This is a genomic window from Nocardia citri (assembly GCF_054065835.1).
In genome coordinates this window covers 26,375-48,603 of the sequence record NZ_JBSUQM010000028.1, presented here as the reverse complement: position 1 = coordinate 48,603, position 22,229 = coordinate 26,375, and the positions used below count along the sequence as shown (strand labels likewise).

Genomic DNA, 22,229 nt, shown 5'->3' with positions numbered 1-22,229 from the left:
AGGCGCATATTTGCCGGCGTGCGCGTGGCGGAGATTTCGCGCCGCGCGAACATCGGCGGCCTACACCACGCGCGTAATGTTTGGGGTATGAGTGACCTCCCCTTCGGATTCTCGAACCGCGATGACGACGACCGTAAGCGCGGCGACGAGCCGAGCGGTGCCGGGGCGAACAATCCGTTCGGCTTCGGCGGGGCAGGTGCGGGCGGTTTCGATCCGGCCCAGCTCGGCCAGATGCTCACCTCACTGGGGCAGATGCTCAGTGGTATGGGGCAGCCCGGCGTGGCGCAATCCGGCCCGGTCAACTACGACGTGGCCAAGCGCTTGGCCCGCCAGCAACTCGGCGCGAGTGTGACGCCGGTCACGGAGAGTACGGTTAAGGCCGTCGGCGACGCCGCGCACCTGGCCGAACTGTGGCTGGACAGCGCGACCACACTGCCCGCGGGCGCCGCCAGAACCGCGGCCTGGACCGCCAACGATTGGATCGAGCAGACCCTGCCGACCTGGAAGCGACTGTGTGATCCGGTGGCCGAACAGATCTCCGGCATGTGGTCCGCGCAGTTGCCGGAGCAGGCGCGGGAATTCGCCGGTCCGATGGTCGGCATGCTCGGGCAGATGGGCGGACTCGCCTTCGGCTCGCAGCTCGGGCAGGCGCTAGGCCAACTCGCCAATGAGGTGCTGACCTCCACCGATATCGGGCTGCCGCTCGGCCCGACCGGCACCGCCGCGCTGCTGCCCGCGGCCATCTCGGAGTTCAGCGCTGGACTCGAGCAGCCGGAAAGCGAGATCCTGGTCTTCCTCGCGGCTCGCGAGGCGGCCCATCAGCGCCTGTTCGGACATGTGCCGTGGCTGCGTCAGCAGGTGCTCGGCGCGGTCGAAGACTATGCGCGCGGTATCAAGATGGACTTCTCCGCACTGGAGTCGGCGGCCCAGAGCATCGACCCGATGTCGCTGACCGACCCCTCGAAACTCGAGGAGATCCTGTCGCAGGGCGCGTTCGAACCGCAGACCACCCCGGAACAGAAGCTGGCCCTGGAGCGGCTGGAGACGCTGCTCGCCCTGATCGAGGGCTGGGTGCAGGTCGTCGTCACCGAAGCGATCGGTGATCGCCTGCCGGGGGCGGGTGCACTCGCCGAGACCCTGATCCGCCGCCGCGCCACCGGTGGTCCCGCCGAGCAGACTTTCGCGACGCTGGTGGGACTCGAACTGCGGCCGCGCAAGTTGCGCGAGGCAGCGGCGCTGTGGCGGCGGCTCACCGCCGATGCGGGCATCGACGCGCGCGACGCGATCTGGGCACATCCGGACCTGCTGCCGGACTCGAATGACCTGGACTCCCCTGCGGGCTTCATCGATTCGGTGATCGGCGGCGGCGTGGACGCCTTCGACGATCCGCTGGCCCAACTAGCCGAAACCGAGGCACGCGAAAAGGCCGAACGCGAGGCCGCCAAGGGTGACGGTGAATCCGGCCCGGACCTCGGCAAGGACATCGACGCGTCCTGAGAAGTGTCCTGTTGATAAGCGCGAATTCCTGTGGATTACTGCGGGATTCGCGCTGATTCGCTGATGGTCCGATCCGCATACTGCTGCCATGACGACGAGGCGGATGTGCGGGCCGATGCTGGCCCCGCGGGTGACGGTATTGGTGCGGCCCTCCGGGGTCGTGCAGTTGGGGTGGGATCCGGAGCGGGCATTGCTACTCGATCGGACGGCATTGGATACCGATACCGTGCTGGCATTCCTGCGGCTGCTGGATGGTATGCACAGCCGCCCGCAGGTCATTTGGCGGGCCGAGGAATGCGGCGTCGACCCCGACAACGCGGCGGAGCTGCTGGACCGCATCGATGACGCGGGCCTGCTGCTGCATCCGAATCCACGGCTCGGGCGGGTGCGTTCGGTGCGGGTGCACGGACTCGGGCCGCTTTCGGATGCGGTGGCGAACGGGTTGCGTCGACTCGGACTGCGGCCGATCCGCTCGCGCGGGTACCGGCCCGACGGTTCGGTGCTGGATTGGCACGGTGAACTCGTGGTGCTTGCCGATGCGCTCGTCGTCGAACCGCGCCTGGCCAATGAGCTGGTACTGCACGGGATTCCACATGTGCCGGTCCGCATTCGCGATGGCAAGGGTGTGGTCGGTCCGCTGGTTTTTCCCGGCCTGACGAGTTGCCTGCGCTGCCTGGATCTGATCCGCTGCGAATACGACCCGGAGTGGCCGCAGTTGGCGAGCCAGCTACTCGGCCGGGTCGGGCACGCCTCGCCGGCCGGGATCCTGGCGACGGCGGCTTTACTGCTCGGCGAACTCGAGGCGATCATGCACTGCTCCCCCGACCGTCAGCTCGACACCATGAACACCACGATCGAACTCGAACTCGATACACACCGGATCTCGCGCCGGGAATGGCCACAGCACGACGGCTGCGGATGCCGCCGAATTTTCGCTGGTACCGCGGGATGAGAGTGTCGCTTCTTACAGCCCGTCAAGCAAGGACATCACGATTGTCGTGGCGATCGGACGGGTCCGTCCGCCATGATGGGTACGTGTCTGAGATCGTGCGCCGCCGCTCGTCCCGCAATGCCCAGTTAGCCAAGATTCCGCTGGGTATCGCCGGTCGAGCCGCCGTCGGGTTCGGTAAGAAGCTGGCGGGTGGCGATAAGGGGGAGATCAACGCCCAGTTGAACCAGAAGGCCGCCGAGCAGTTGTTCACCGTGCTCGGCGAGCTCAAGGGCGGCGCGATGAAGTTCGGCCAGGCGCTGAGCGTCATGGAGGCCGCGGTTCCCGAGGAGTTCGGCGAGCACTATCGCGAGGCACTCACCAAACTGCAGGCCGCAGCGCCGCCGATGCCCGCCGAGACCGTGCATCGGGTCCTGGACCAGCAGCTCGGCACCCACTGGCGGCGGCGCTTTCGCTCCTTCGAGGACACCCCCGCCGCATCGGCGAGCATCGGCCAGGTGCACAAGGCGGTGTGGTCGGACGGACGGGCCGTCGCGGTGAAGGTGCAGTATCCGGGTGCCGACGAGGCGCTGCGCGCCGACCTCAAGACACTGTCGCGGATGTCCGGTCTGATCACCTCGGTGATTCCGGGCGCGGATGTGAAGCCGCTGCTCGCCGAGATCAGCGAACGCACCGAGGAGGAACTCGACTACCGCAACGAGGCCGCCCACCAGCGCGCCTTCGCCAAGGCATTCGACGGACATCCGGAGATCGTGGTGCCGAAGGTGGTGGCCAGCGCGCCGAAGGTGATCGTTACCGAATGGCTGGACGGCACCCCGGTCTCGCAGATCATCAAGCAGGGCGCCGAGGATCCGGAGGGCACGCGCATGCTGCGCAATCGGGTCGCCGCATTGATGGGCAAATTCCACTTCTGCTCACCGGAGACCGTCGGTCTGCTGCACGCCGATCCACATCCCGGCAACTTCATGATGCTGCCCGACGGCAAGCTGGCCGTCATCGATTTCGGCGCATGCGCGCCCATGCCGGAAGGCTTTCCGGAGGTCCTCGGCCGGATGCTGTCCCTCGAACTCGAGGAACGCTTCGATGAACTGATCGAGCTGATGTACGACAATGGCTGGGTGATTCCGGGCCGGACGGTCACCGATGAGGAAATCGCCGACTACCTGCGGCCGTTCACCGACCCGATCCAGACCGATTCATTCCACTTCACCCGCAAGTGGATGCAGCAGGTGGCGGGTAAGGCCTCCGATATCGGCAGTCCGAATATGAAAACCGCGCGGGCGCTGCAACTGCCCGCGCAGTACGTGATGATCTTCCGCGTGCTCGGCGGTTCGGTCGGCATCCTGGCCCAGCTCGATGCGGAACTGCCGTTCATGCAACTGGTGCGGGCTTGGATGCCCGGCTTCCGCGAGGAGCGCTCCGCGAGCTGAACAACGCCGCGCCGAAAGCGATTGGCCGAGAACGCAAACGGGCCGCCCACCGGATCTCACGGTGAGCGGCTTGTTTGCTTTCTCGTTCCTGGGCCCTGTGCTGATCGGATTCGGGCTGATCGGACTCAGCCGAATCCGAACCGACTGGATGGGCCTCAGCGACCGGAGGGAGGGGAATCACAGTTCTCATACCGAGATCGCGACCTTGCGTGGACGTCCACGCGGGCGCTTGCGGGCGATCACGACACCCTGGTCGAAGATCTCACCACCCCAGACACCCCAAGGCTCGCGCCGATCCATGGCCGCGGTCAGGCAGCCCTTTCGGATGGGGCAAGACGCACACAGCGCCTTGGCCTGCTCCAACTCGACCGGGCTCTCGGCGAACCAGAGATCGGGATCTCCGGCTCGACAAGGCACCTTTGTGACCTCCCGGGTACGGGTGGGCCGTGCCACGGTTCGGCATGTCACGTCAGTAGTGGCTTGTGGCCTCTCTGCGGTGAACACGTCGTTCTCCTTCAGCTCGTTTGCAGCGGTACGTTCGTTCGTTCCGCGAAACCGAGGCCGGTGGTGGCTGAAGGGCCGGTAGAAAATACTGGCCACGGTTTCGCTTCGGGCGATCCGTGGCCAGGAGGTCGGGGAGTGTTCCCTACCTAGTTCGACATCTCTGTCGAATCCTGATCACGGTCGCTGGGTGTGCGGTGCGGCGGAGGCGTGCCTGCAGATCTGCCGGTGCATATCCGGCCGCAACTGCGAAGGCGCCGGCTTCTGCCGTGTGGGCAAATGCCGGGTGCCAGCCCGCGCTTGGCTTGTCCTGAATGACGACGCACATCGGGGAATGCGTGCTCATGGCTTTGCCGTGATCCCCGGATACGCCGACGCCGGACAGACCGATCCCCTGCAAAGCAGCGAGGATCCCCCGGGAGGCCGACATGACGGGGGCAGCATTCACCACACCGCCATTGGCGCTGAAGTTCGTATTGCCATTCATCGGTCTGCCTCCCTCCTGTACTCGTGTCGGTAACTCTGCGCGCCGAAATAACCTCCCGGTGCGTGAATCCCACCATATGTGTTGCCGCGCATCGCGACAACCTATTTTCTACCTGCGGTTTTGTGGGCTTGACCGCAGCCGAGATGCCACTATCGACAGCACCTCGGCACCATATCGCTCGAGCTTCTTCGCCCCGATTCCCGGAATCGCGGCAAGGGCGTTGTCGTCGGTAGGCAGTTGCTCGGCGATCGCGGTGAGTGTGGTGTCGGTGAAGATCACGAACTCACGCACCCGCAGATGCTGCGCCTTCTCCTCGCGCCACGCCTGCAGTGCCGCGAGTAGCTCGGTATCCAACTCCGCCGGGCAGCGGCGGCAGCGGCCGAGCATGGTGGCGTAGGTGCCGATCAGCGGTTTGGCGCATATCCGGCAGGTCGGGCGCACTCCATTCGAAGCGCTGTCGGCAACGGGTGCGGCGATTCGTGAGGCCGGCGAGTCGTCGGGTACCAGGCCGTTGAGGAATCGGGAGCGTCGCCGTGTGCGCCTGCTGCCCTGACCACGCGAGAGCGCCCAGGACAGTTGCAGATATTCGCGTGCTCTGGTCACGCCGACGTAGAGCAGTCGTCGTTCCTCTTCGAGCGCGGTCTGATCGGCGACCGAACCATCGTCGCCGAGTACATGCGCGATCGGCAGTGTGCCGTCGGCGACGCCGACCAGGAATACCGCATCCCACTCCAGACCCTTCGCCGCGTGCAGCGATGCGAGGGTTACGCCCTGGACCGTCGGTGGGTGCCTGGCCTCGGCGCGCGCAGCCAACTCGCGCAGCAGGCCGATCAGGTCGAGTGCGTCGTCGTGGTCGACCAGTTCCTCGGTCAGCCGCACCAGCGCCATCAACGATTCCCAGCGCTCGCGGGCCTGGGCGCCCGCGGGCTCGGTCGCCGTGAGACCGACCGGCGCGAGTGCGGCGCGCACCAAGGTGACCAAGGCCTTACCACTGCGGGACTGGTCCGGCAGATCCGCGCGAGCGGCCACCTGGCGCAATGCAGATATGGCTTGCCTAACCTCATTTCTGACGAAAAAGCCCTCGCCGCCACGGACCTGGTAGGGAATGCCCCGTTTGGTCAGCGCCTGTTCATAGGCCTCGGACTGCGCATTGATCCGATAGAGCACCGCGATCTCGGCGGCTGGAGTGCCTGCGGTGATCAGTTTCTCGATCGACCGCGCGACCGCATCGGCCTCGGCCGGGCCGTCGTCGAATTCGGCGAAAACCGGCTCCGGGCCGTCCTCGCGCTGGCCGACCAGTTGCAGCCGGGTGCCCGCGATGCGCCCACGCGCGGCCCCGATCACCCGGTTGGCCAGCGAGACCACCTGCGGTGTCGAGCGATAGTCGCGTTCCAGCCGGACCACGGTCGCCTCCGGAAAGCGGCGGGAAAAGTCGAGCAGATAGCTCGGGGTGGCACCGGTGAACGAGTAGATCGTCTGGTTCGCGTCGCCGACCACGGTCAGATCGTCACGCTCACCGAGCCAGGCATCGAGCACCCGCTGTTGCAATGGCGTGACGTCCTGATATTCGTCGACCACGAAACTGCGGTAGCGCCCGCGGAATTCGTCGGCCACCGACGGATAGTCCTCCAACGCGGCGGCGGTATGCAGCAGCAGATCATCGAAGTCGAGCAGCAGACCGTCGGGTGTCGCCTTCAATTTTTCGTAGCCGCTGTAGGCCGCCGCGACTCGCATCGGGTCGTAGGGCGGCTCGCGACGCTGTTTGTCCACGGCCGTCGGATAGTCCTCCGGTGCGATGAGAGTGGCCTTCGCCCATTCGATTTCGGTGAGCAGATCGCGGACCGCCTCGGTGTGCGAGGGCAATCCCGACTGATGCGCGGCCTGTGCCACGATCGGGAATTTGCGATCGAGCAATTGCCACGGCACATCGCCGACGATCTGCGGCCAGAAGTACTTGAGTTGGCGCAGCGCGGCCGCGTGGAAGGTGCGGGCCTGCACCTGATTGGCCGCGCCACCGAGTCCGAGTGCGCGCAGACGGTTACGCATCTCCCCCGCCGCGCGCGCGGTGAAGGTCACCGCGAGCACTTGGTCGGCCTTGACGTGTCCGGCGGAAACCAAGTGCGCGATGCGGTGGGTGATGGTCCTGGTTTTGCCGGTGCCAGCACCGGCGAGCACACAGACCGGGCCCCGAGGCGCGCGGACAGCCGCGGCTTGTTCCGGGTCCAGCGAGTCCAACTCCGGGCGGGTGGACTCGCTCGTACTGGTTGCCGACACGACACACATCATGGCAGTGCCAGCCGACACGTCGCGCCGCGAGGGATCCGGTCCGGACCGGATTCCGCCGTTTCGCGGACTCGGTCGCGCGGCTGGCGATCGGGTAGGCGCCGCAGCGCACCCACCAACGCGCTCGCATCGCCGTCGCCACGGTCGGAAACAGCCGCCATCCCGCGGATCCGCCTGCCAGAGCGGCACGTCGTCGATGGTACGGAAGCGGTGACGTGGACTCAGCACGCGCGCACACTGAATTCTGTGCAAGCCCGATGGAACAGGATCGGGCCGTCAAATGTTGAACGGTTCGTGACTGATGTGACCCCCGCCGTGACGATGTACTCGACCACCTGGTGCGGCTACTGCCGACGGCTGAAGAAGCAGTTGGAGGAGTCCGGTATCAGCTATATCGAGATCGATATCGAAGACGATCCCGCATCGGCCGAGTTCGTCGGCAGTGTGAACGGCGGCAACCATGTGGTGCCGACGGTGAAGTTCGCGGATGGGTCCACGGCGACGAATCCGTCGCTGGCCACGGTCAAGCAGACATTGGCCACGTTGGCCTGATCAGGGGCACTTGATCCGTGCGGGCCGATCGGCCCGCACGGACTTTTCGTATGCCTTCGATCAGAGCGCGGCCCAGGACTCCACGATGGTGCGGGCGATGGAGATCGAACCCGGCAGCAGCAGTTGCGCGCCCTGGTTCTGCGCGGACCAGTCACCGACGGCCAGCGCTTCGCGCACCTCGGCCCGAGTGAACCAGTAGGCCTCGGCGATCTCGCCGTCCGAAAAGGTCAGCGGCTGCTCGGGATCCGCGATGGCGGCGAAACCGAGCATGAGCGAGCGCGGGAAGGGCCACGGCTGACTGCCCAGATAGGTGATGTCGCGCACGTCGAGGCCGACCTCCTCGCGCATCTCCCGCGCGACGCACCGCTCCAGCGACTCCCCCGCCTCCACGAATCCGGCGAGCAGGGAGAACAGGGTCTTCGGCCAGGTGTGCTGACGGGCCAGCAGGACCCGTTCGCCGCCATCGTGGATCAGGCAGATGACGGCCGGATCGATCCGGGGGAACTCCTCGTGGCCGTTCTCGGTGACCCGCGACCAGCCCCCCTTGGTGGATACCGAAGCGGTGCCGTCGGCGGCATCGAACCCGGCTTTGTCATGCCAGTTCAGCAGGGCCATAGCGGAAGTGAGCAGGTCGGCGGTGAGATCGTCGAGTCCGCCCGCCATGGCGCGCAGATCGGTCAGCGCGCCCTGCAGGCCGATATCGCGCACAGCCCACACATGTCTACCGCCGTGGATCCCGAGGAATACCGCGGCCGGATTCGGCTCGGCGGACAGCTCGATCGCCGGCTCCAGCAGCAGCGCACCGTCTTCGAAGCGGAACTGTCCACGCGTATTGATCCGGAGCAACTGGGCCTCGGTCCAGCCCTCCTTCAACACCTGTTCGTCGGCCCGGATCTCCTCGGCCCGGTCGAGCACTGAACGCGAAAGCAGTGGAACACCATTGAGCTGAAATCCAGAGGCCACGGTTCGAGACTATCGCGCCGGTATTACCGGCGTGCGTGCCGGATGTAGAGCAGCTTGTCGGTCGCTTCCAACGCGTCCACCTCGGCCTCACCCACCCGGATCAGCTCACCGTCGCGCACCACACCCAGCACGATATCGCCGAGATGGCGCGGGGAACCGCCCACCTCGGACGGCTCCACATCGCGTTCGGCGACCGCGAAACCCTCTTCGGGAGTCAGCAGATCCTCGATCATCTCCACAACGGTCGGGGTGGTGGTGGCGATGCCGAGCAGCCGCCCCGCCGTCTCGGAGGACACGACCACCGAATCCGCGCCGGACTGGCGCAGCAGGTGGGTGTTCTCGGCCTCACGGATGGCGACCACGATCTTGGCGCTCTTGTTGAGTTCGCGCGCCGTGAGACTCACCAGGACGGCGGTGTCGTCGCGGTTGGCGGCGACCACCACCGAAGCGGCCCGCTGCACACCGGCCAGCCGAAGCACATCGGACTGGGTGGCTGAACCGTGCACGGTCACCAGGCCCACATTCGCCGCCGCCTCCAATGCGACCGCATCGGTGTCGACCACGACGATCTCGGCGCGCTGTACGCCGTCGCCGAGCATGGCATCGATCGCGGTGCGGCCCTTCGTCCCGTATCCGACGACCACGGTGTGATTACGCACGCTGCGCCTCCAACGCTGAATCTTGAATGCCTGCCGGGAGCGCTCGGTAAGCACGCCGATGGTGGTACCGACGAGCACGATGAGGAAAAGCACGCGCAGCGGGGTGATGATGACGATATTGACCAGCCTGGCCTCCGGGGTCACCGGCGCGATATCGCCGTAGCCGGTGGTCGACAGCGAGACCGTCGCGTAGTAGAGGGCGTCGAGGAACGACAGCTCGCCACCGGCATTGTCGTGGTACCCATCGCGTCCGAAGTACACCACCAGCGCGGCGGCGAACAGCAGGGCGACCGCGAAAAGCACCCGGCGCACCAGCGAAGCGCCTGGGCTGGTCTGGATTTCCGGAATGCGTAGCACCCCGACCAATGCGAAATCCGGACGACTGGACAGTCCGACACTGCGGGCGCGATCATCGAACACCGGACGCACCCGCCCCTGTGCGCGCCGATCCCACGGCGTCGGCCGTCTGCGGCGTTGCTTGTCCCTCCGGCACGCACGGCAGCCTACCGGGTCCCCGCGGCGACGCCTGACCCCGACGCGAACGGCTGGTGAACCTCTGGATCATTCCAGGGGTGTCGGCGCCGCATTCCGGATCAGCTCGGCCAGTGCATCCGGGCCGGGCAGTTCGGCGGGCGCGATGGTGCGTCCGGTGCGCACGTAATGGAATGCGGCGCCGATGCGTTCGAGCATCTGCGCCTCGGTGCCATGATCGCGCGCCGCCATCAACCTGGCCCAGGCCAGCCGATAAACGGCCAGTTGCATGGCGACCGCGGGCTCATCAGCGGGTGCGGGTTCGGCGCCGGTTTTCCAGTCGACCACGATCCAGCCGCCGCCGGGTTCGGCGAAGACCGCGTCCATCCGGCCGCGGATCACCGTGCCCGCGATGGAGGTTTCGAAGGGGATCTCCACTTCGAGCGGACTGCGATGGGCCCATGGTGAATTGAGGAAGGACTCCTGCATGGTGACCAACTCGGTGTCCAGACCCGCGTCGGCGGCGGAGTTGTCGGCCGCGCCGGGGAGTTCGTCGAAGCCGAGCAGGCGATCGGCGGCGAACCAGCGCTGCACCCAGGCGTGGAAGGCGGTGCCGCGACGAGCCAGCGGGTTCGGTGGAAAGGGCAGCGGGCGGCGCAGGCGGGCGGCGAGTGCGGCCGGGTCGGCGCGCATTTCGACGAGAGCTGTCGCGGCGATCTGGCCCGGGAGTTCGACTTCCTCGGCGATGACCTGGTCGGCTTCGAATTCAGCGAGGAGGGCGTCGACGTCGGCGGCCCAGCCGTCGGGGTCGTCGGGATCGGAATGGTTTTGGGGCGGTGTGGGCTCGGAGATCGATGGGGCGAACTCGTCCGGGGGTGGTTCGAAGTCGTCGAAGGGCGGCTCGAACTCGTCGAAATGCGAGTCGAAGTCGCGTGGCGGCGGCGAAAAGTCATCCGGGCCCAGCGGATCCGGCACGCCTGGGAGACTCGCGGGCGGTTCGTAGAAATCGTCGAATGGTTCGGGGGCATCGGAAAGTTCGGGCGGGGGCACGTCGGTATGCGGGTCGATATCGGGTTGAGCGGCTGTGATGTACGGGTCGGCACAGTTGTCGGTGGCTGGGTCTACAGTCGGTGGCATGTCGATGTCACCGAGCGCGTATTCCGCGAAAGCGACTGGGACAGTTGCTTCATCGGGGTTAGCGGTGCGGTTCATCGCGGTGATGCCTGCACTGGGTTGTGCCGCGAGTTCGGCGAGCGCGGCGCGGACGAGGGACGCCCCCTGTTCGATGGGGTCGCGGCGGTTGCCGAGGGGGTCGCGGGGCCATTCGGCGGTTGCGGGGTTATCGGTGAAGGGGTTGACGGCGTCGACATCGGGGGGCTCGTCCCAGCGGTCGAGGGTGAGCGCGCCATTGGCGGGGCTGTCGGGGGCCTCGCTGGCGTGTTTGAGTTCCAGGAGGAAATCCGATGGTCCCTTCGGGGAGGTGCCGGTTTCGGCCCAATGGTGGGCGGAGACGAACAGGACGCGTTCGGTTCTGGTGAGGGCGACATAGAACAGGCGGCGATCTTCGTCGATACGGCGGCGGTCCAGGGATTCCTTGTGGGACTTGATCGCTCGCTCCAGGTCGGCCCGATCGTAGAGGTCGGAGAGGTCGAGTACTGGGACGCCTTCCGCGGCATCGTCCTGTCTGCGGTCACCGCGCAGCGAGGTGGGGAGTTCAGCGAGTGCGCCCAGCCAGGTACCCGAGGCCGCGCCGGACGGGAAGACGCCGCGGGTCACGTGCGGTACCGCGACGATCTCCCATTCCAGCCCCTTGGCCGCGTGCACGGTCAGCACCTGGACGCGGTCCCGCGCGACTTCGACTTCGCCCGGCTCCAGGCCGTTTTCGACGGATTCGGCGGCAGCGAGGAAGGCGAGCAGACCGCCGAGCGAGGCACCGGAATCACTCGCGTACCCGGCGACTACGTCAGCGAAGGCATCCAGATGTTCGCGTCCGGCACCGGCGCCGAGCATGGCGCGACGGGCCTGGGTCTCCACGCCGACGCCGATGGTGCGCTCCACATCGGCCACCAGTTCGGCGAGCGGTTGACCGCTGCGCTCACGCAATGCGGTGAGTTCCCGGCCCAATGCGACGATACGTTTGAAACCGGACTGCGAATACTGTTCCGGCGCTCCGGGATCGGCGATCGCATCGGCCAACCCCGCCTGTTCGGCAGGTTCGGGCGCCACCTCGCGCAGCGCCTCGGCCAACGCGGCCGAATCGGTGATTTCATCGACTTCGTTGCCGTGCGGTCGGCTGATCGAGAGATCCCTGGCGCGACGGGCAAGAGCGGCGAGGTCCGCGACACCGATGCGCCAGCGGGCGCCGGTGAGTATGCGCATGGCGGCGCTGCCCGCGCCGGGCTCGGCGACCAGCCGCAGCGTCGCCACGATATCGGCGACCTCCGGCGTGGCGAGCAGACCGCCGAGGCCGACGATTTCCACCGGAAGTCCTTGTTCGCGTAGGGCTTCGGCGAGCGGAGCGGCATCTGCATTGCGTCGCACCAGTACGGCCGAGGTCGGTGGCGGCTGTCCCGATTCGCGCTTGGTCACCCATTCCGTCGCGATCCGGCGTGCCACCCAATCCCGTTCGTCGGCAACGGTTTCGGTGAGTGCCAGCGCGACAATGCCGGGTTCGGCATCGGGTTTCGCGCGTAGTGCGTCGACGGTTACGCCGCCGCTGTCGATGGCATTGCGACGCAAGGGTTCGGCGACCAGATTCGCCAGGGCCAGTGCCTGCGGCGGGTTCCGCCAGCTGGTCAGCAAAGGCAGGATCGGCGCGGGAATTCCCGGGGCGCTGGGGAAATCGGTGGCGAATCTGGGCAGGTTAGCGGCGGACGCACCGCGCCAGCCGTAGATCGATTGCATCGGGTCACCGACCGCGGTCACCGCCAACCGCTGGTCGGCACGTCCGGTCGTACCGTGCTCGGCATCCGACTGACGCTCCGGCGCACCGGAATCCGCGGCTTGCCTGTTGGACTTCAGTGTGTCGGCGGTCTTTCGTACTCGCTTGGAGTGCGGTTCGGGACAGTAGCCGCCGAACAGTGACGCCAGCAGGATGCGTTGGGCGTGGCCGGTGTCCTGGTATTCGTCGAGCAGGACCAGGCGGAAGCGGGCGCGTTCGGCGGCGGCGACCTCGGAATGTTCGGCGGCGAGACGGGCGGCCAGCGACATCTGGGCGCCGAAATCCAGTGCGCCGCGGCGGCGTAGGGCCTCGGCGAGCTGTTCGACCAGCGGCAGCAGGGCGACGCGTTCGCGCTGCACCTGGACGATGTTCTGCAGGGCCTGGCTCGGCCCGCCGCGTTGGCGTGGACCCGCGGGCAGGGTGTGGACCAGTTTTTCGAGTTCGGTGTGGGCTTCGGCGAGTTGTTCGGGTTCCACCAGATGTTCGGCCAGTTGGCCGGACAGTGCGAGGACCGCCTCGGTCACCGAGACCGGGGTGCGCTCAGTGTCCAGGTCGCCGTCCCAGTTGCGGACCACCTGGTGGGCGAGCTGCCACAGCTGGGTTTCGGTCAGCAGTGTCGCGGCGGGTTCCACGGGCAGCAGCAGACCGTGCTGGGTGAGCAAGCGGCCCGCGTACGAGTGGTAGGTGCTGATCTCGGGTTCGGCGCCGGAAAGCTGAGCACGCAGCTCACCGCCGGTGTCGAGGTCGCGCAGCAGTGGTGAACCCGCCAGGCGGGCCAGTCGGGTGCGGATGCGGGAGGTCAACTGCTGGGCGGCTTTTCGGGTGAAGGTCAGGCCGAGCACCTCGTCGGGCAGGATGAGACGATTCGCGACCATCCACACCACGCGGGCGGCCATGGTCTCGGTTTTGCCCGCGCCCGCACCGGCGACGACCAGGGTCGGTCCAGGTGGGGCTGCGATCACCGCGGCCTGCTCCGCGGTGGGCGGTGGGAGGCCCAGTGCCTCTGCGAGCCGGTTCGGCGATACGGTGCCGCTCATTCGTCGGTCACCTGCCTTCCGGTGTCCTGGACGGGGCAGCTGCCCGCGACCGCACAGTGCCGGCAGCCATCGTTGCGCATGGCGAGGTAGCTCGGGCCCCGGGTAGCGGCTGCGGCATCATGAATCGTGCCACGCCATTTATCGAGCGCCTCCGCATCGAGCGCGGGCTGCATGCGCTGGGTGGCGCCTTCCTTACTGCTCGGCTTGGCGACATAGACCAGGCGCGCACCGCCGGGTTCGGATTCCGCTGTGGCGGTGCCGGATTCGGCGGCGCGGTGCACGGCGCTGTCGAGCGCGCCCGCAGCGGCCGCCACCTGATAGGTCGCGAGCTGGGCATGGTCGACGGCGGCCTGCTTGGTGACCGGCGACTTCCCGGTCTTCACATCGACAATGACGAACCGGCCGAAGGCATCGCGTTCGAGTCGGTCGACGCGGCCGCGAATCCGCACGGCGCGCTCGTCTTCCGCGCGCGGCGGCAGTACGCAGTCGACCGAGACCTCCACACCGGCCTGGGTCAATTCACCGCGGGTATTGCGCACCCAGGCCATGAAGGTCTCCAGCATGGCCTCGGTGCGGCGCAGTTCTTGCCGGGAATGCCAGCCGGTGCCCGGATCGATGGCCTGCCATGCCTTGTCCAATGCCGTGCGGACCTGCGATTGCGGTACCTTGCCCGCCAGTGCTTGGACGAGCGTGTGCACCAGATTGCCCTTGACGGCGTGTGGGTTGTCGCCGTCGGTGCCGCCGTGTCGTTCCAGCGCCCAGCGCAGCGGGCAGGTACGCAGCAGCTCAACGGTGGACGGGGACAGAGCGACCGCGGTTTCGTCGTCATCCCAGAGTGAACGCGTCGAGCTGAGATCGGCTGTGCCATACCACTCGTCGGGATGGGTACCCGGCACCCCGGCGTGTGCCAGCCGAGCGAGTTGGTGGGCGGCGCGACGTCGGCGCTCCGGTTCGGCCTCCGAATCGCAGACCACACCGCGTAATTCGGCCACCAGCGCATGCATGACGAGGGCGCGGCCCGGATCGGCGACGGGGAGCGCACCGGGTTCGCCGTCGTCATCGTGGCCGAGCAGTTCGGCCAGGAACCGGGACGGTACGAGATCGCGGTCGCCCGCTACCGACTCCACCGCAGTGACCAGTAGCGAACGCCGGGCCCGGCTGCACGCGACCAACAGCAGTCTGCGCTCCTCGGCCATGATCGGGGCCGCGCGGCTCACCACCTCGCCCGCGTCGAGGATACCCGCGGTGAGATCGACCAGATCCTCGGTCTGCAGCAGGGTGCCGCGCGGGCGCGGATTCGGCCAAATACCTTCCTGCACAGCGGCAACCGCGACCACATCCCACTCCCGGCCCGCGCACGCGTGCGCGCTGAGCAGCGCGACCGCCTCCCCCGCCACGGTCAGCGATTTGGTGTCATGCGGGATCTCCTGCTGCACAAGGAATTCGACAAAGCCCTCGATACTCGCGCGGGGCAGCCGATCCACATAGGCGGCCGCGGCATCGAATAACCCGACAGCGGCATCGAGATCGCGATCGGCCTGCATACCGACCGCCCCACCGCGTTCGGACTGCGCCACCCACCGTCGCTGCAGCCGCGACCCCGTCCACAGCGCCCACAACACGTCCTCGAGACCGGCACCGCGCCGCCGAGTCCTACCGGCCCGATCGATCGCGTCGAACACCCGCCTCAGCGGCGCCGCCTCGACATCGGTGAGCCGCTCCATGAGCCGCCGATCCGCACGACCGACCAGCAGGTCACGCAGCACCTCCGCGGAGGATTGGTCGACATAGGCGCGCCATCGGGAATCTGTGTCGTCCGATTCGAGTGCTGACGAATCCGCTTCGGGATCATTGCTGCTCCGCTCGGTCTCGACCGCGCCCCGCTCTGCGCCAGCCACGCTCCGCTCATCAGCGGCCAGCCCGGCCTCGCCCTGATCCTGGGATGCGGCATTTGTGTGTTGAGGTACCGCACTATCGTGTTCGGGGGCAGCGCGGTCCGGCTCGTCACCGTCCGATTCGGAAGTGTCGCGCTGCCATTCCAAATCTCGGCTACGGAACTCCGGTTCTATGCCATACCAATCGGCATCGTCGGTGATCCGTTCGATCTGGCTGATATTCCGTTCGGCCGTCGTCACATTCCGTTCGGAGCGGTCCGCCTCTGGTCCGAAGCCTTCCTCATCCGGCGGGAGCTCCTGCTCATCCGGCGCGAAACCCTCAGCCGCCCAATCCGGTTCACTCGACGTGGAACTCGTACGTGCGCGTGCGGCCTTGATCTCGCCGCGTGCGGACTCCAGCACACTACGCCGAATACCGCGACGCAACCGGCGCAGCGCGATCTGATCCGCGCCGCCGAGCGGTCCAGCCAGCAGATCCAATGCGTCTTCGGCCGAGAACATCGCCTCGGACGAACGCCGTCGCCCGCGCCGCTGCGCATCCTCCGCGATCAGTGCGCGCAGTGCCAACAGCATCCAGGCCGCGCCGCGCCGTCGGGCCAATGGCGCATCGAGCGCGGGCTGTTGCACAGGCACTCCGGCCGCCAAGAGGGCGCGACGCAGCGGAGCCAGTGACAACGGCACCGAGCGGACGATCACCGCCATACGCGACCATGGCACACCATCGGTGAGGTGGGCGCGACGCAAATGGTCGGCGATCAGGGCCGCTTCCTTCGCGGGGGTGGCCAGCACCCGCACGCGCACCTGGGTGTCGCCATCCTTCGGTGCCACCGGGTACTCGGGTGCGGAAAAGCGGTGTGGCGCACTGCCGGGCAACTTGGCAGCAATCCGCGCGACGGCCAATTCCACCGCGCCCCCCGATCGATGGTTTTCCCGCAGGATGATTCGCTGTCCAGCCGGGGCCGCCAGTTCCGCGACAAAGCGCGAATCCGCACCGCGGAAGGCGAATACGCCCTGATCCGGATCGCCCGCCACGACCGCGGTGTGTGCGGCCGTACCCATGACCCGCACCAGTAGCGCGGCCTGCGGATCCAGATGCTGGGCATCGTCGACCAGCAGATATCGGATCCGATTCCGTTCCGCGGCAAGCAGTTCGGCATCACCGGCCAGCGCATCCAGCGCGGCCCCGACGAGCTCGGCCGCGTCCAATGCGGGCGCGGTCGCCTCGGGCGCCTCCACCCCGACCGACCAGCGCAGCAGCATGGACTGCTCGTATCGGACGGCGAATTTGCCCGCCGCCACCCAAACCGGTCGACCGTGTTCGCGACCGAGCCGCACCAGATCCTCGGGGCCGAGCCCGCGTTCGGTGGCCCGCAGCATGAGATCGCGCAACTGTTCGGCGAATCCGCCGAGGCCGAGCGCGGGTTGCAGCCGTTCCGGCCACAGGCCACTCGCTCCGGCCGCGATATCAGCCAGGTCGCCGCGCAGCATTTCGCGCACCACGGCATCCTGCTCGGCACCGGTCAGCAAACGCGGCGGCGGATTGCCGTGCGCGCTCGCATGTCTGCGCAATACCGAGAACGCATAGGAATGCAGGGTGCGCACCAGCGGTTCCCTGGTGGCGCCGGGCACGCCGCCCTCGGCGGCGCCGGGCGCGGTCAGCCGGGCGGTAATGGCATCGCGGACCATGCTCGCCGCCTGCTTCGAATGGGTCAGTACCAGCACCGATTCCGGATCGGCCCCGGCGGCGATGCGCTCGGCGGCCAGTTCGATCAGCAGTGCGGTCTTGCCGGTTCCCGGTCGGCCGAGCACCTGCCAGGGCCGCCAGTCCGGCCGAATCGGACCGACTGCCGCCCCGGCCTCGAACAGCGCGCGAACATCGGCACCCCAGGTCCGAGCCGGGGGTGCCGCCACATTCCGGCGAACAAGTCGCACCGCGCTATCCGATCGCACCACGCGGGCTATTGCAACAGACACCTCCGACACGCCACGCGGGCGATTCACCGATCGGTGAGGTCCGACACATGACTCGATCTGCGCCGGATTTCGCGATACGCCACTATGAGATCTGTGTCGCCTCTGCATGTGTATCGGTTCGGACCTGCCGACGGGCCGAAAGTCCTGGCCCTGCACGGTGTCACCGGACACGGCAAACGCTGGGAGGAACTGGCCACCCGACATCTGCCCGATGTTCGGATCATCGCCCCCGACCTGCGCGGACACGGTCGCTCGACCTCGTTGCCGCCGTGGAACTTCGAGACCATCGTCGAAGATCTGGTCGAACTGCTCGCCGCGGAGACCGACGGGCCCGTGGTCGTCGTCGCGCATTCCTTCGGCGGTGCCTGTGCGCTGCACCTGGTGCATCGGCACCCGCACCTGGTCCGGAAGCTGATCCTGCTCGATTCGGCGATCGCGCTGGAGGCGGAGCGCCTGATGGATATCGCACTGTCCAGTCTGGCCTCACCGGACTACGACACGGTCGAGCGCGCCCGCCAGGACAAGATCGCGACCGGCTGGGGCGAGGTGGAGCCGCGCCTGCTCGATGCCGAACTCACCGAACATCTGATGCCCACCGCCGATGGCAGGGTCGGCTGGCGGATCAGCCTGCCCGCCGTCAACTCCTATTGGGGTCAGCTGGCCCGACATTATGTGCTGCCACCCGTGGACCTGCCGACGATCCTGGTACAGGCGATGAAGGTGATGCCGCCCTTCGTCACGCCGGAGTTCCGCGCCGCGCTCACCGCGCACCTGGGCGAGAATCTGACCATGCTCGAATGGGACTGCGACCATATGGTCGCCCAGGCCCGGCCGGCCGAGACCGCGGCGCTGATCCGATCGGTGCTGTAGCCCGATGGCTACCACCGATGCCGAGGTCGAGCGGGTGCGCGCGCTGGTCGCGACCGTACCGCCGGGTCGGGTCGTCACCTACGGCGATATCGCCGCGGCGGCTGGTTTGTCCACCCCGCGCACGGTCGGTTGGATCATGCGCACCGACTCCGCCGATCTGCCGTGGCATCGGGTGATCGGCGCGGGCGGTAAGCCGGCCGGACATCTGGCCGAGCGTCAGTTGCGCCTGCTGGCCGCCGAGGGCGTGCCGATCCGCGACGGCCGCGTGGACCTGCGCGCCGCGCGTTTTCCGCTCCCGTAAACCGCCGCGTCGCCGTCGGTGGGCGGTTAACGTTGGAATGAATATGTCCATCCGCCTGGCATGTGTCGTCTTCGATGCAAACCGGCCCCGGTCGGTCGCGGATTTCTGGGCCGAGTTGCTGGGCTGGGCGGTGACGCTCGACCGTCGCGACGAGGTCGATGTGGCGGCGCCCGATCCGGACGGTCTCGATCTGGCCCTGACCTTCCTGCCCACGACACGCGCCAAGGACGGCAAGAACCGGATGCATCTGGATCTGGCAAGTCGCTCGCTCGATCATCAGGGGGTGCAGGTCGACCGCGCGCTGGCGCTCGGTGCCCGGCACGTCGATATCGGCCAGGGCACGGTGCCGTGGGTGGTGCTCGCCGATCCGGAGGGCAACGAGTTCTGTGTGCTGGAGCCGCGCGAGGAGTACGTGGATACCGGCGCGGTCGCCGCCGTCGTGATCGATACACACGATCCGGTACGGCTGGCCGAGTTCTGGTCCACTGCCTCCGGCTGGCCGATCGCTTACGGCGGCGCGCGGGTGGCCGGGCTCCGCTCGGCGACGGGGCTGGGTTCCTGGCTGGAGTTCGTCCGTACGCCGGATGTGCGGGGCGGCCGCAATCGGCTGCGTTTCGACCTGGCGTCCTTCCCCGCCGACGATCCGGCCGCCGAGGTGGCACGCCTACGGGCGGCCGGCGCGACCCGGATCGATACGCCCGGCGCTCTGTCCGGATCGGTGCTGGCCGATCCCGAGACGAACGAGTTCTACCTGCGCCGAACGGCCCCCGACTATTCGACGTCCTAGTCCCGTTCGACCGCTGGAACCAGACCGTCCCGCCCGGCTCTGTACACCCGACGAATTAGCATGTCGGCCATGCCCTCTCTCGCTCCAGGCGCTGACCGGTGACCGCCGCCGACGCGATCGTGCTCGCAGGCGGACGCGCCAGTCGCATGGGGGGTGTCGATAAGCCCGCGATCGTCATCGGCGGTCGATCCATGCTCGAAGCGGCTTTGGCGGCGGTGGCGTCGTGTGTGCGGACCGTGGTGGTCGGACCACATCGGCCCGAATTGGACGCGCGGATCGTGCAGGTGCGGGAGGTGCCGCCGGGCTCGGGTCCGGTCGCGGCGGTGGGGGCCGGATTACGCGCGCTCGGCCCGACCGCCGCCCCGCTAGTGGTGGTGCTCGCGGCGGATCTGCCGTTCCTGTCGCAGGTGACCGTGCGGGAACTGATTCGGCACGGCAGCGAATCCGGTGCGGATGCGGTCTTCGCGGCCGACGAATCCGGTCGGCCGCAGTATCTGATCGGCGTGTGGCGACGGACGGCGCTGGCGCAGGCCTTGCAGCGGCTGGATTCGCTGATCAATCAGCCGATGAAGGCGCTGATCCCGGCCGATACGGTCACCGTCACCATGGCCGGTATCGCCGATTGCGATACCGAGGAGCAGGTGCGCAGGGCCAGGATGGATTGGGAAACCCGTACCGTCGGCGCGGCTGCTCCCGCACCTGCGGCCGCGGTTGCCGCGACGCCGCTGTCGCTCGAGCAGGCACGGGATAGAATGCGAGCCGATCTCTCTCGGCTCACGCAGTATCGAGCCGAATTGCGTTCCGTACGCGGTGCCGCGCTCGCCGCGGCGCTCACGGCGGTCGGAGCACTGCCACGCTTCGATGTCTCCGCCATGGACGGATACGCGGTCGCCGGCGACGGCCCGTGGCGGTTGCGCCGCGATATCGGCTTCGCGGGCGGTCGACGGCCGGTCGGATTGCTGCCCGGTGAGGCGGTACGAATCGCCACCGGCGCACATGTGCCCGATGGCACCACGCGAGTGCTCCGTGACGAGTTCGCGCGCATCGAAAATGGCGAAATGCTGTACCAGCACGAGGATTCCCCGCTGCGCGACGATATTCGCCGTCGCGGGGAGGACCGAGATCCGGGTGATCTCGTTGCGCCCGCGGGCACACTGGTCACGGCCGGGCTGATTTCCGCCGCCGCCAGTGTGGAGGTGACCGAGGCGGTGGTACGCGGACCGGTGCGGGCTCGCATCGTCATGACCGGCGACGAGATCCGCAGCACCGGCCCGCTGCAGACCGGTCAAACCCGCGACTCGATCGGGCCGATTCTGCCGGATGTGCTGTCCTGGTATGGAATTCGCGCGATCGATCGTGTCCATCTGCGCGACACTCCACGCGGCTTCGACGAGGTGCTCGGTGCGGCAGAAGATTGCGATCTGCTGGTCATCGTCGGCGCCACCGGCGGCGGAGCGGCGGACCAGTTGCGTGCGGCGATCGCCCGTGCCGAGGCTCGAATCCTGGTGCACCGCTTGAAATTGCGTCCGGGCGGCTCTACGATTGTCGCCGAATTATCCAGCGGTACAACCATTCTCGGCCTGCCTGGCAATCCGTTCGCGGCCGTTGCCGTGCTGATGGCCCTGGCGCCCGCGCTCGTCGAGGGCCGAACGGGCAGCCATCCGCCGCGCCCGCTGATCGGGCCACTGCGCAATGCGAGCGCGATCTCCGGGCCCGTTCCCCGCATCGTCTCGGCCCGGCTGGCCCCCCACGGCGGTTGGCTGGGCGATCCGCAGATCCGCACCACCCATCTGGGCGGCCTCGTCGACCGTGACGGCCTGGTCATCGTGCCCGCCGAGGCCACTGACGACGACCTCGTCGAATTCCTCCCGCTCCACGCGTAAAGAATCGATATTCTTCTTCCACTGATGATGTCCGCTCGCTATTGTGTGATGGGTTAGGCGAATACAACAACACTTCGGAAAGGACCGAGTGGAGATGGCTGAAAAGTCGAAGAAAACGCCTAAGAAAATGCCCAAGCAGATGGAACGGCAGCAGCAACAGCAGCGCCAGGAGGGCATGAGCCGATCCGGCCCGATGAGCGATCGCGAGCGCATGGAAGCCGAACAGCGCCAGGCTTCCGAGCGGCGAGGCGCTGACCAGCGCCGGACCGGGCAGCACTGATCTGAAACGGGCCGCCGGTTCCACCATGTGAGCCGGCGGCCCGGCTGTGCGCGGGCCGATTCGTTTCGCTCGAACTCCGGTTCGACGCCGGTGCGAAAATATTCACCGCAACGTATTCCGGCCGATAGATCCGCAAAATTGACGCACCCTTTCGAACGCGTCGCGCGCTGTTCGAATTTCACCGTTCGACGGCCACGGTCCGGCGAGCTGCCTTTTGCCGCAGAAAATTCTGCGTGCCCATCGAAGCGACTCGAATGGCGGCGCAAGCATTCGAAGACGGCGGCAGAACAGACCCCGAGGCGCACAAGCGCTGGACTGTCGGGAATGCGGCGAGTCGGATCGGGAGTGGCAACTGCTTTCAGGAGGTAGCGTGTGTAGTCGGCGCGCGGGGAGAGGAATACCTCGGCGACAGGTCCGGTTTCGACGACGGCGCCCTGGCGCAGCACCACGACACGGTTGTCCACCTGGT

At 67.4% G+C, this 22,229-nt stretch carries 15 protein-coding genes; 9 read left to right on the top strand and 6 right to left on the bottom strand.

Features of this window, described 5'->3' with window-relative positions:
• The first annotated feature begins 87 nt into the window (after window positions 1-87).
• The 3 genes from ACW2Q0_RS26850 (at window position 88) to ACW2Q0_RS26840 (ending at window position 3,876) form a co-directional block, all read left to right on the top strand.
• Complete coding sequence (locus ACW2Q0_RS26850) at window positions 88-1,497, top strand: zinc-dependent metalloprotease (protein WP_457193692.1); 1,410 nt, start codon at window positions 88-90, stop codon at window positions 1,495-1,497.
• Window positions 1,498-1,585: 88 nt separating this feature from the next.
• Window positions 1,586-2,449, top strand: a complete 864-nt coding sequence (locus ACW2Q0_RS26845; protein ID WP_457193691.1) for a hypothetical protein — start codon at window positions 1,586-1,588, stop codon at window positions 2,447-2,449.
• An 83-nt stretch (window positions 2,450-2,532) separates the two neighbouring features.
• A complete protein-coding gene (locus ACW2Q0_RS26840) occupies window positions 2,533-3,876 on the top strand; it encodes an ABC1 kinase family protein (RefSeq protein ID WP_457193690.1) in 1,344 nt (447 codons plus the stop codon).
• Between the two features lie 186 nt (window positions 3,877-4,062).
• On the opposite strand, the gene ACW2Q0_RS26835 is transcribed toward ACW2Q0_RS26840, so the two are convergent.
• Both ACW2Q0_RS26835 and ACW2Q0_RS26830 read right to left on the bottom strand, forming a co-directional pair.
• Window positions 4,063-4,329 carry a WhiB family transcriptional regulator gene (locus tag ACW2Q0_RS26835; RefSeq protein ID WP_433601716.1) on the bottom strand — a complete coding sequence of 89 codons (267 nt, stop codon included), beginning with the start codon at window positions 4,327-4,329 and terminating at the stop codon, window positions 4,063-4,065.
• 643 nt (window positions 4,330-4,972) lie between these two features.
• A complete protein-coding gene (locus tag ACW2Q0_RS26830; protein WP_457193712.1) occupies window positions 4,973-7,147 on the bottom strand; it encodes an ATP-dependent DNA helicase UvrD2 in 2,175 nt (724 codons plus the stop codon).
• 321 nt (window positions 7,148-7,468) lie between these two features.
• Here ACW2Q0_RS26830 and ACW2Q0_RS26825 point away from each other — a divergent pair, with 321 nt between their 5' ends.
• On the top strand, window positions 7,469-7,699 hold the full coding sequence (locus tag ACW2Q0_RS26825; RefSeq protein WP_457193711.1) for a mycoredoxin: 231 nt from the start codon (window positions 7,469-7,471) through the stop codon (window positions 7,697-7,699).
• A 60-nt stretch (window positions 7,700-7,759) separates the two neighbouring features.
• Here ACW2Q0_RS26825 and nudC read toward each other — a convergent pair whose 3' ends face one another.
• From nudC to ACW2Q0_RS26805, 4 genes are all read right to left on the bottom strand, one after another.
• Entirely contained in the window at window positions 7,760-8,662 is a 903-nt protein-coding gene (nudC, locus tag ACW2Q0_RS26820) for an NAD(+) diphosphatase (protein WP_457193689.1), read from the bottom strand.
• A 23-nt stretch (window positions 8,663-8,685) separates the two neighbouring features.
• Window positions 8,686-9,741, bottom strand: a complete 1,056-nt coding sequence (locus tag ACW2Q0_RS26815) for a potassium channel family protein (protein WP_457193688.1) — start codon at window positions 9,739-9,741, stop codon at window positions 8,686-8,688.
• A gap of 141 nt (window positions 9,742-9,882) precedes the next feature.
• Window positions 9,883-13,770 (bottom strand): ATP-dependent helicase, encoded by a 3,888-nt coding sequence (locus ACW2Q0_RS26810; protein ID WP_457193687.1) that lies wholly within the window; start codon window positions 13,768-13,770, stop codon window positions 9,883-9,885.
• On the bottom strand, window positions 13,767-17,597 hold the full coding sequence (locus ACW2Q0_RS26805) for a PD-(D/E)XK nuclease family protein (protein WP_457193686.1): 3,831 nt from the start codon (window positions 17,595-17,597) through the stop codon (window positions 13,767-13,769). Before ACW2Q0_RS26805 ends, ACW2Q0_RS26810 begins: the two co-directional genes overlap by 4 nt.
• A 126-nt stretch (window positions 17,598-17,723) precedes the next feature.
• Between ACW2Q0_RS26805 and ACW2Q0_RS26800 the strand changes: the two genes are divergently transcribed.
• The 5 genes from ACW2Q0_RS26800 (at window position 17,724) to ACW2Q0_RS26780 (ending at window position 21,760) form a co-directional block, all read left to right on the top strand.
• A complete protein-coding gene (locus tag ACW2Q0_RS26800; RefSeq protein WP_457193685.1) occupies window positions 17,724-18,509 on the top strand; it encodes an alpha/beta fold hydrolase in 786 nt (261 codons plus the stop codon).
• Between the two features lie 4 nt (window positions 18,510-18,513).
• Window positions 18,514-18,810, top strand: a complete 297-nt coding sequence (locus tag ACW2Q0_RS26795; protein WP_457193684.1) for an MGMT family protein — start codon at window positions 18,514-18,516, stop codon at window positions 18,808-18,810.
• A gap of 43 nt (window positions 18,811-18,853) precedes the next feature.
• Window positions 18,854-19,597, top strand: coding sequence for a VOC family protein (locus ACW2Q0_RS26790; RefSeq protein WP_457193683.1), 744 nt, complete (start codon window positions 18,854-18,856; stop codon window positions 19,595-19,597).
• Window positions 19,598-19,695: 98 nt separating this feature from the next.
• Complete coding sequence (locus ACW2Q0_RS26785) at window positions 19,696-21,480, top strand: NTP transferase domain-containing protein (protein WP_457193682.1); 1,785 nt, start codon at window positions 19,696-19,698, stop codon at window positions 21,478-21,480.
• A gap of 94 nt (window positions 21,481-21,574) precedes the next feature.
• Window positions 21,575-21,760 carry a hypothetical protein gene (locus ACW2Q0_RS26780; protein ID WP_457193681.1) on the top strand — a complete coding sequence of 62 codons (186 nt, stop codon included), beginning with the start codon at window positions 21,575-21,577 and terminating at the stop codon, window positions 21,758-21,760.
• Window positions 21,761-22,229 lie beyond the last annotated feature (469 nt).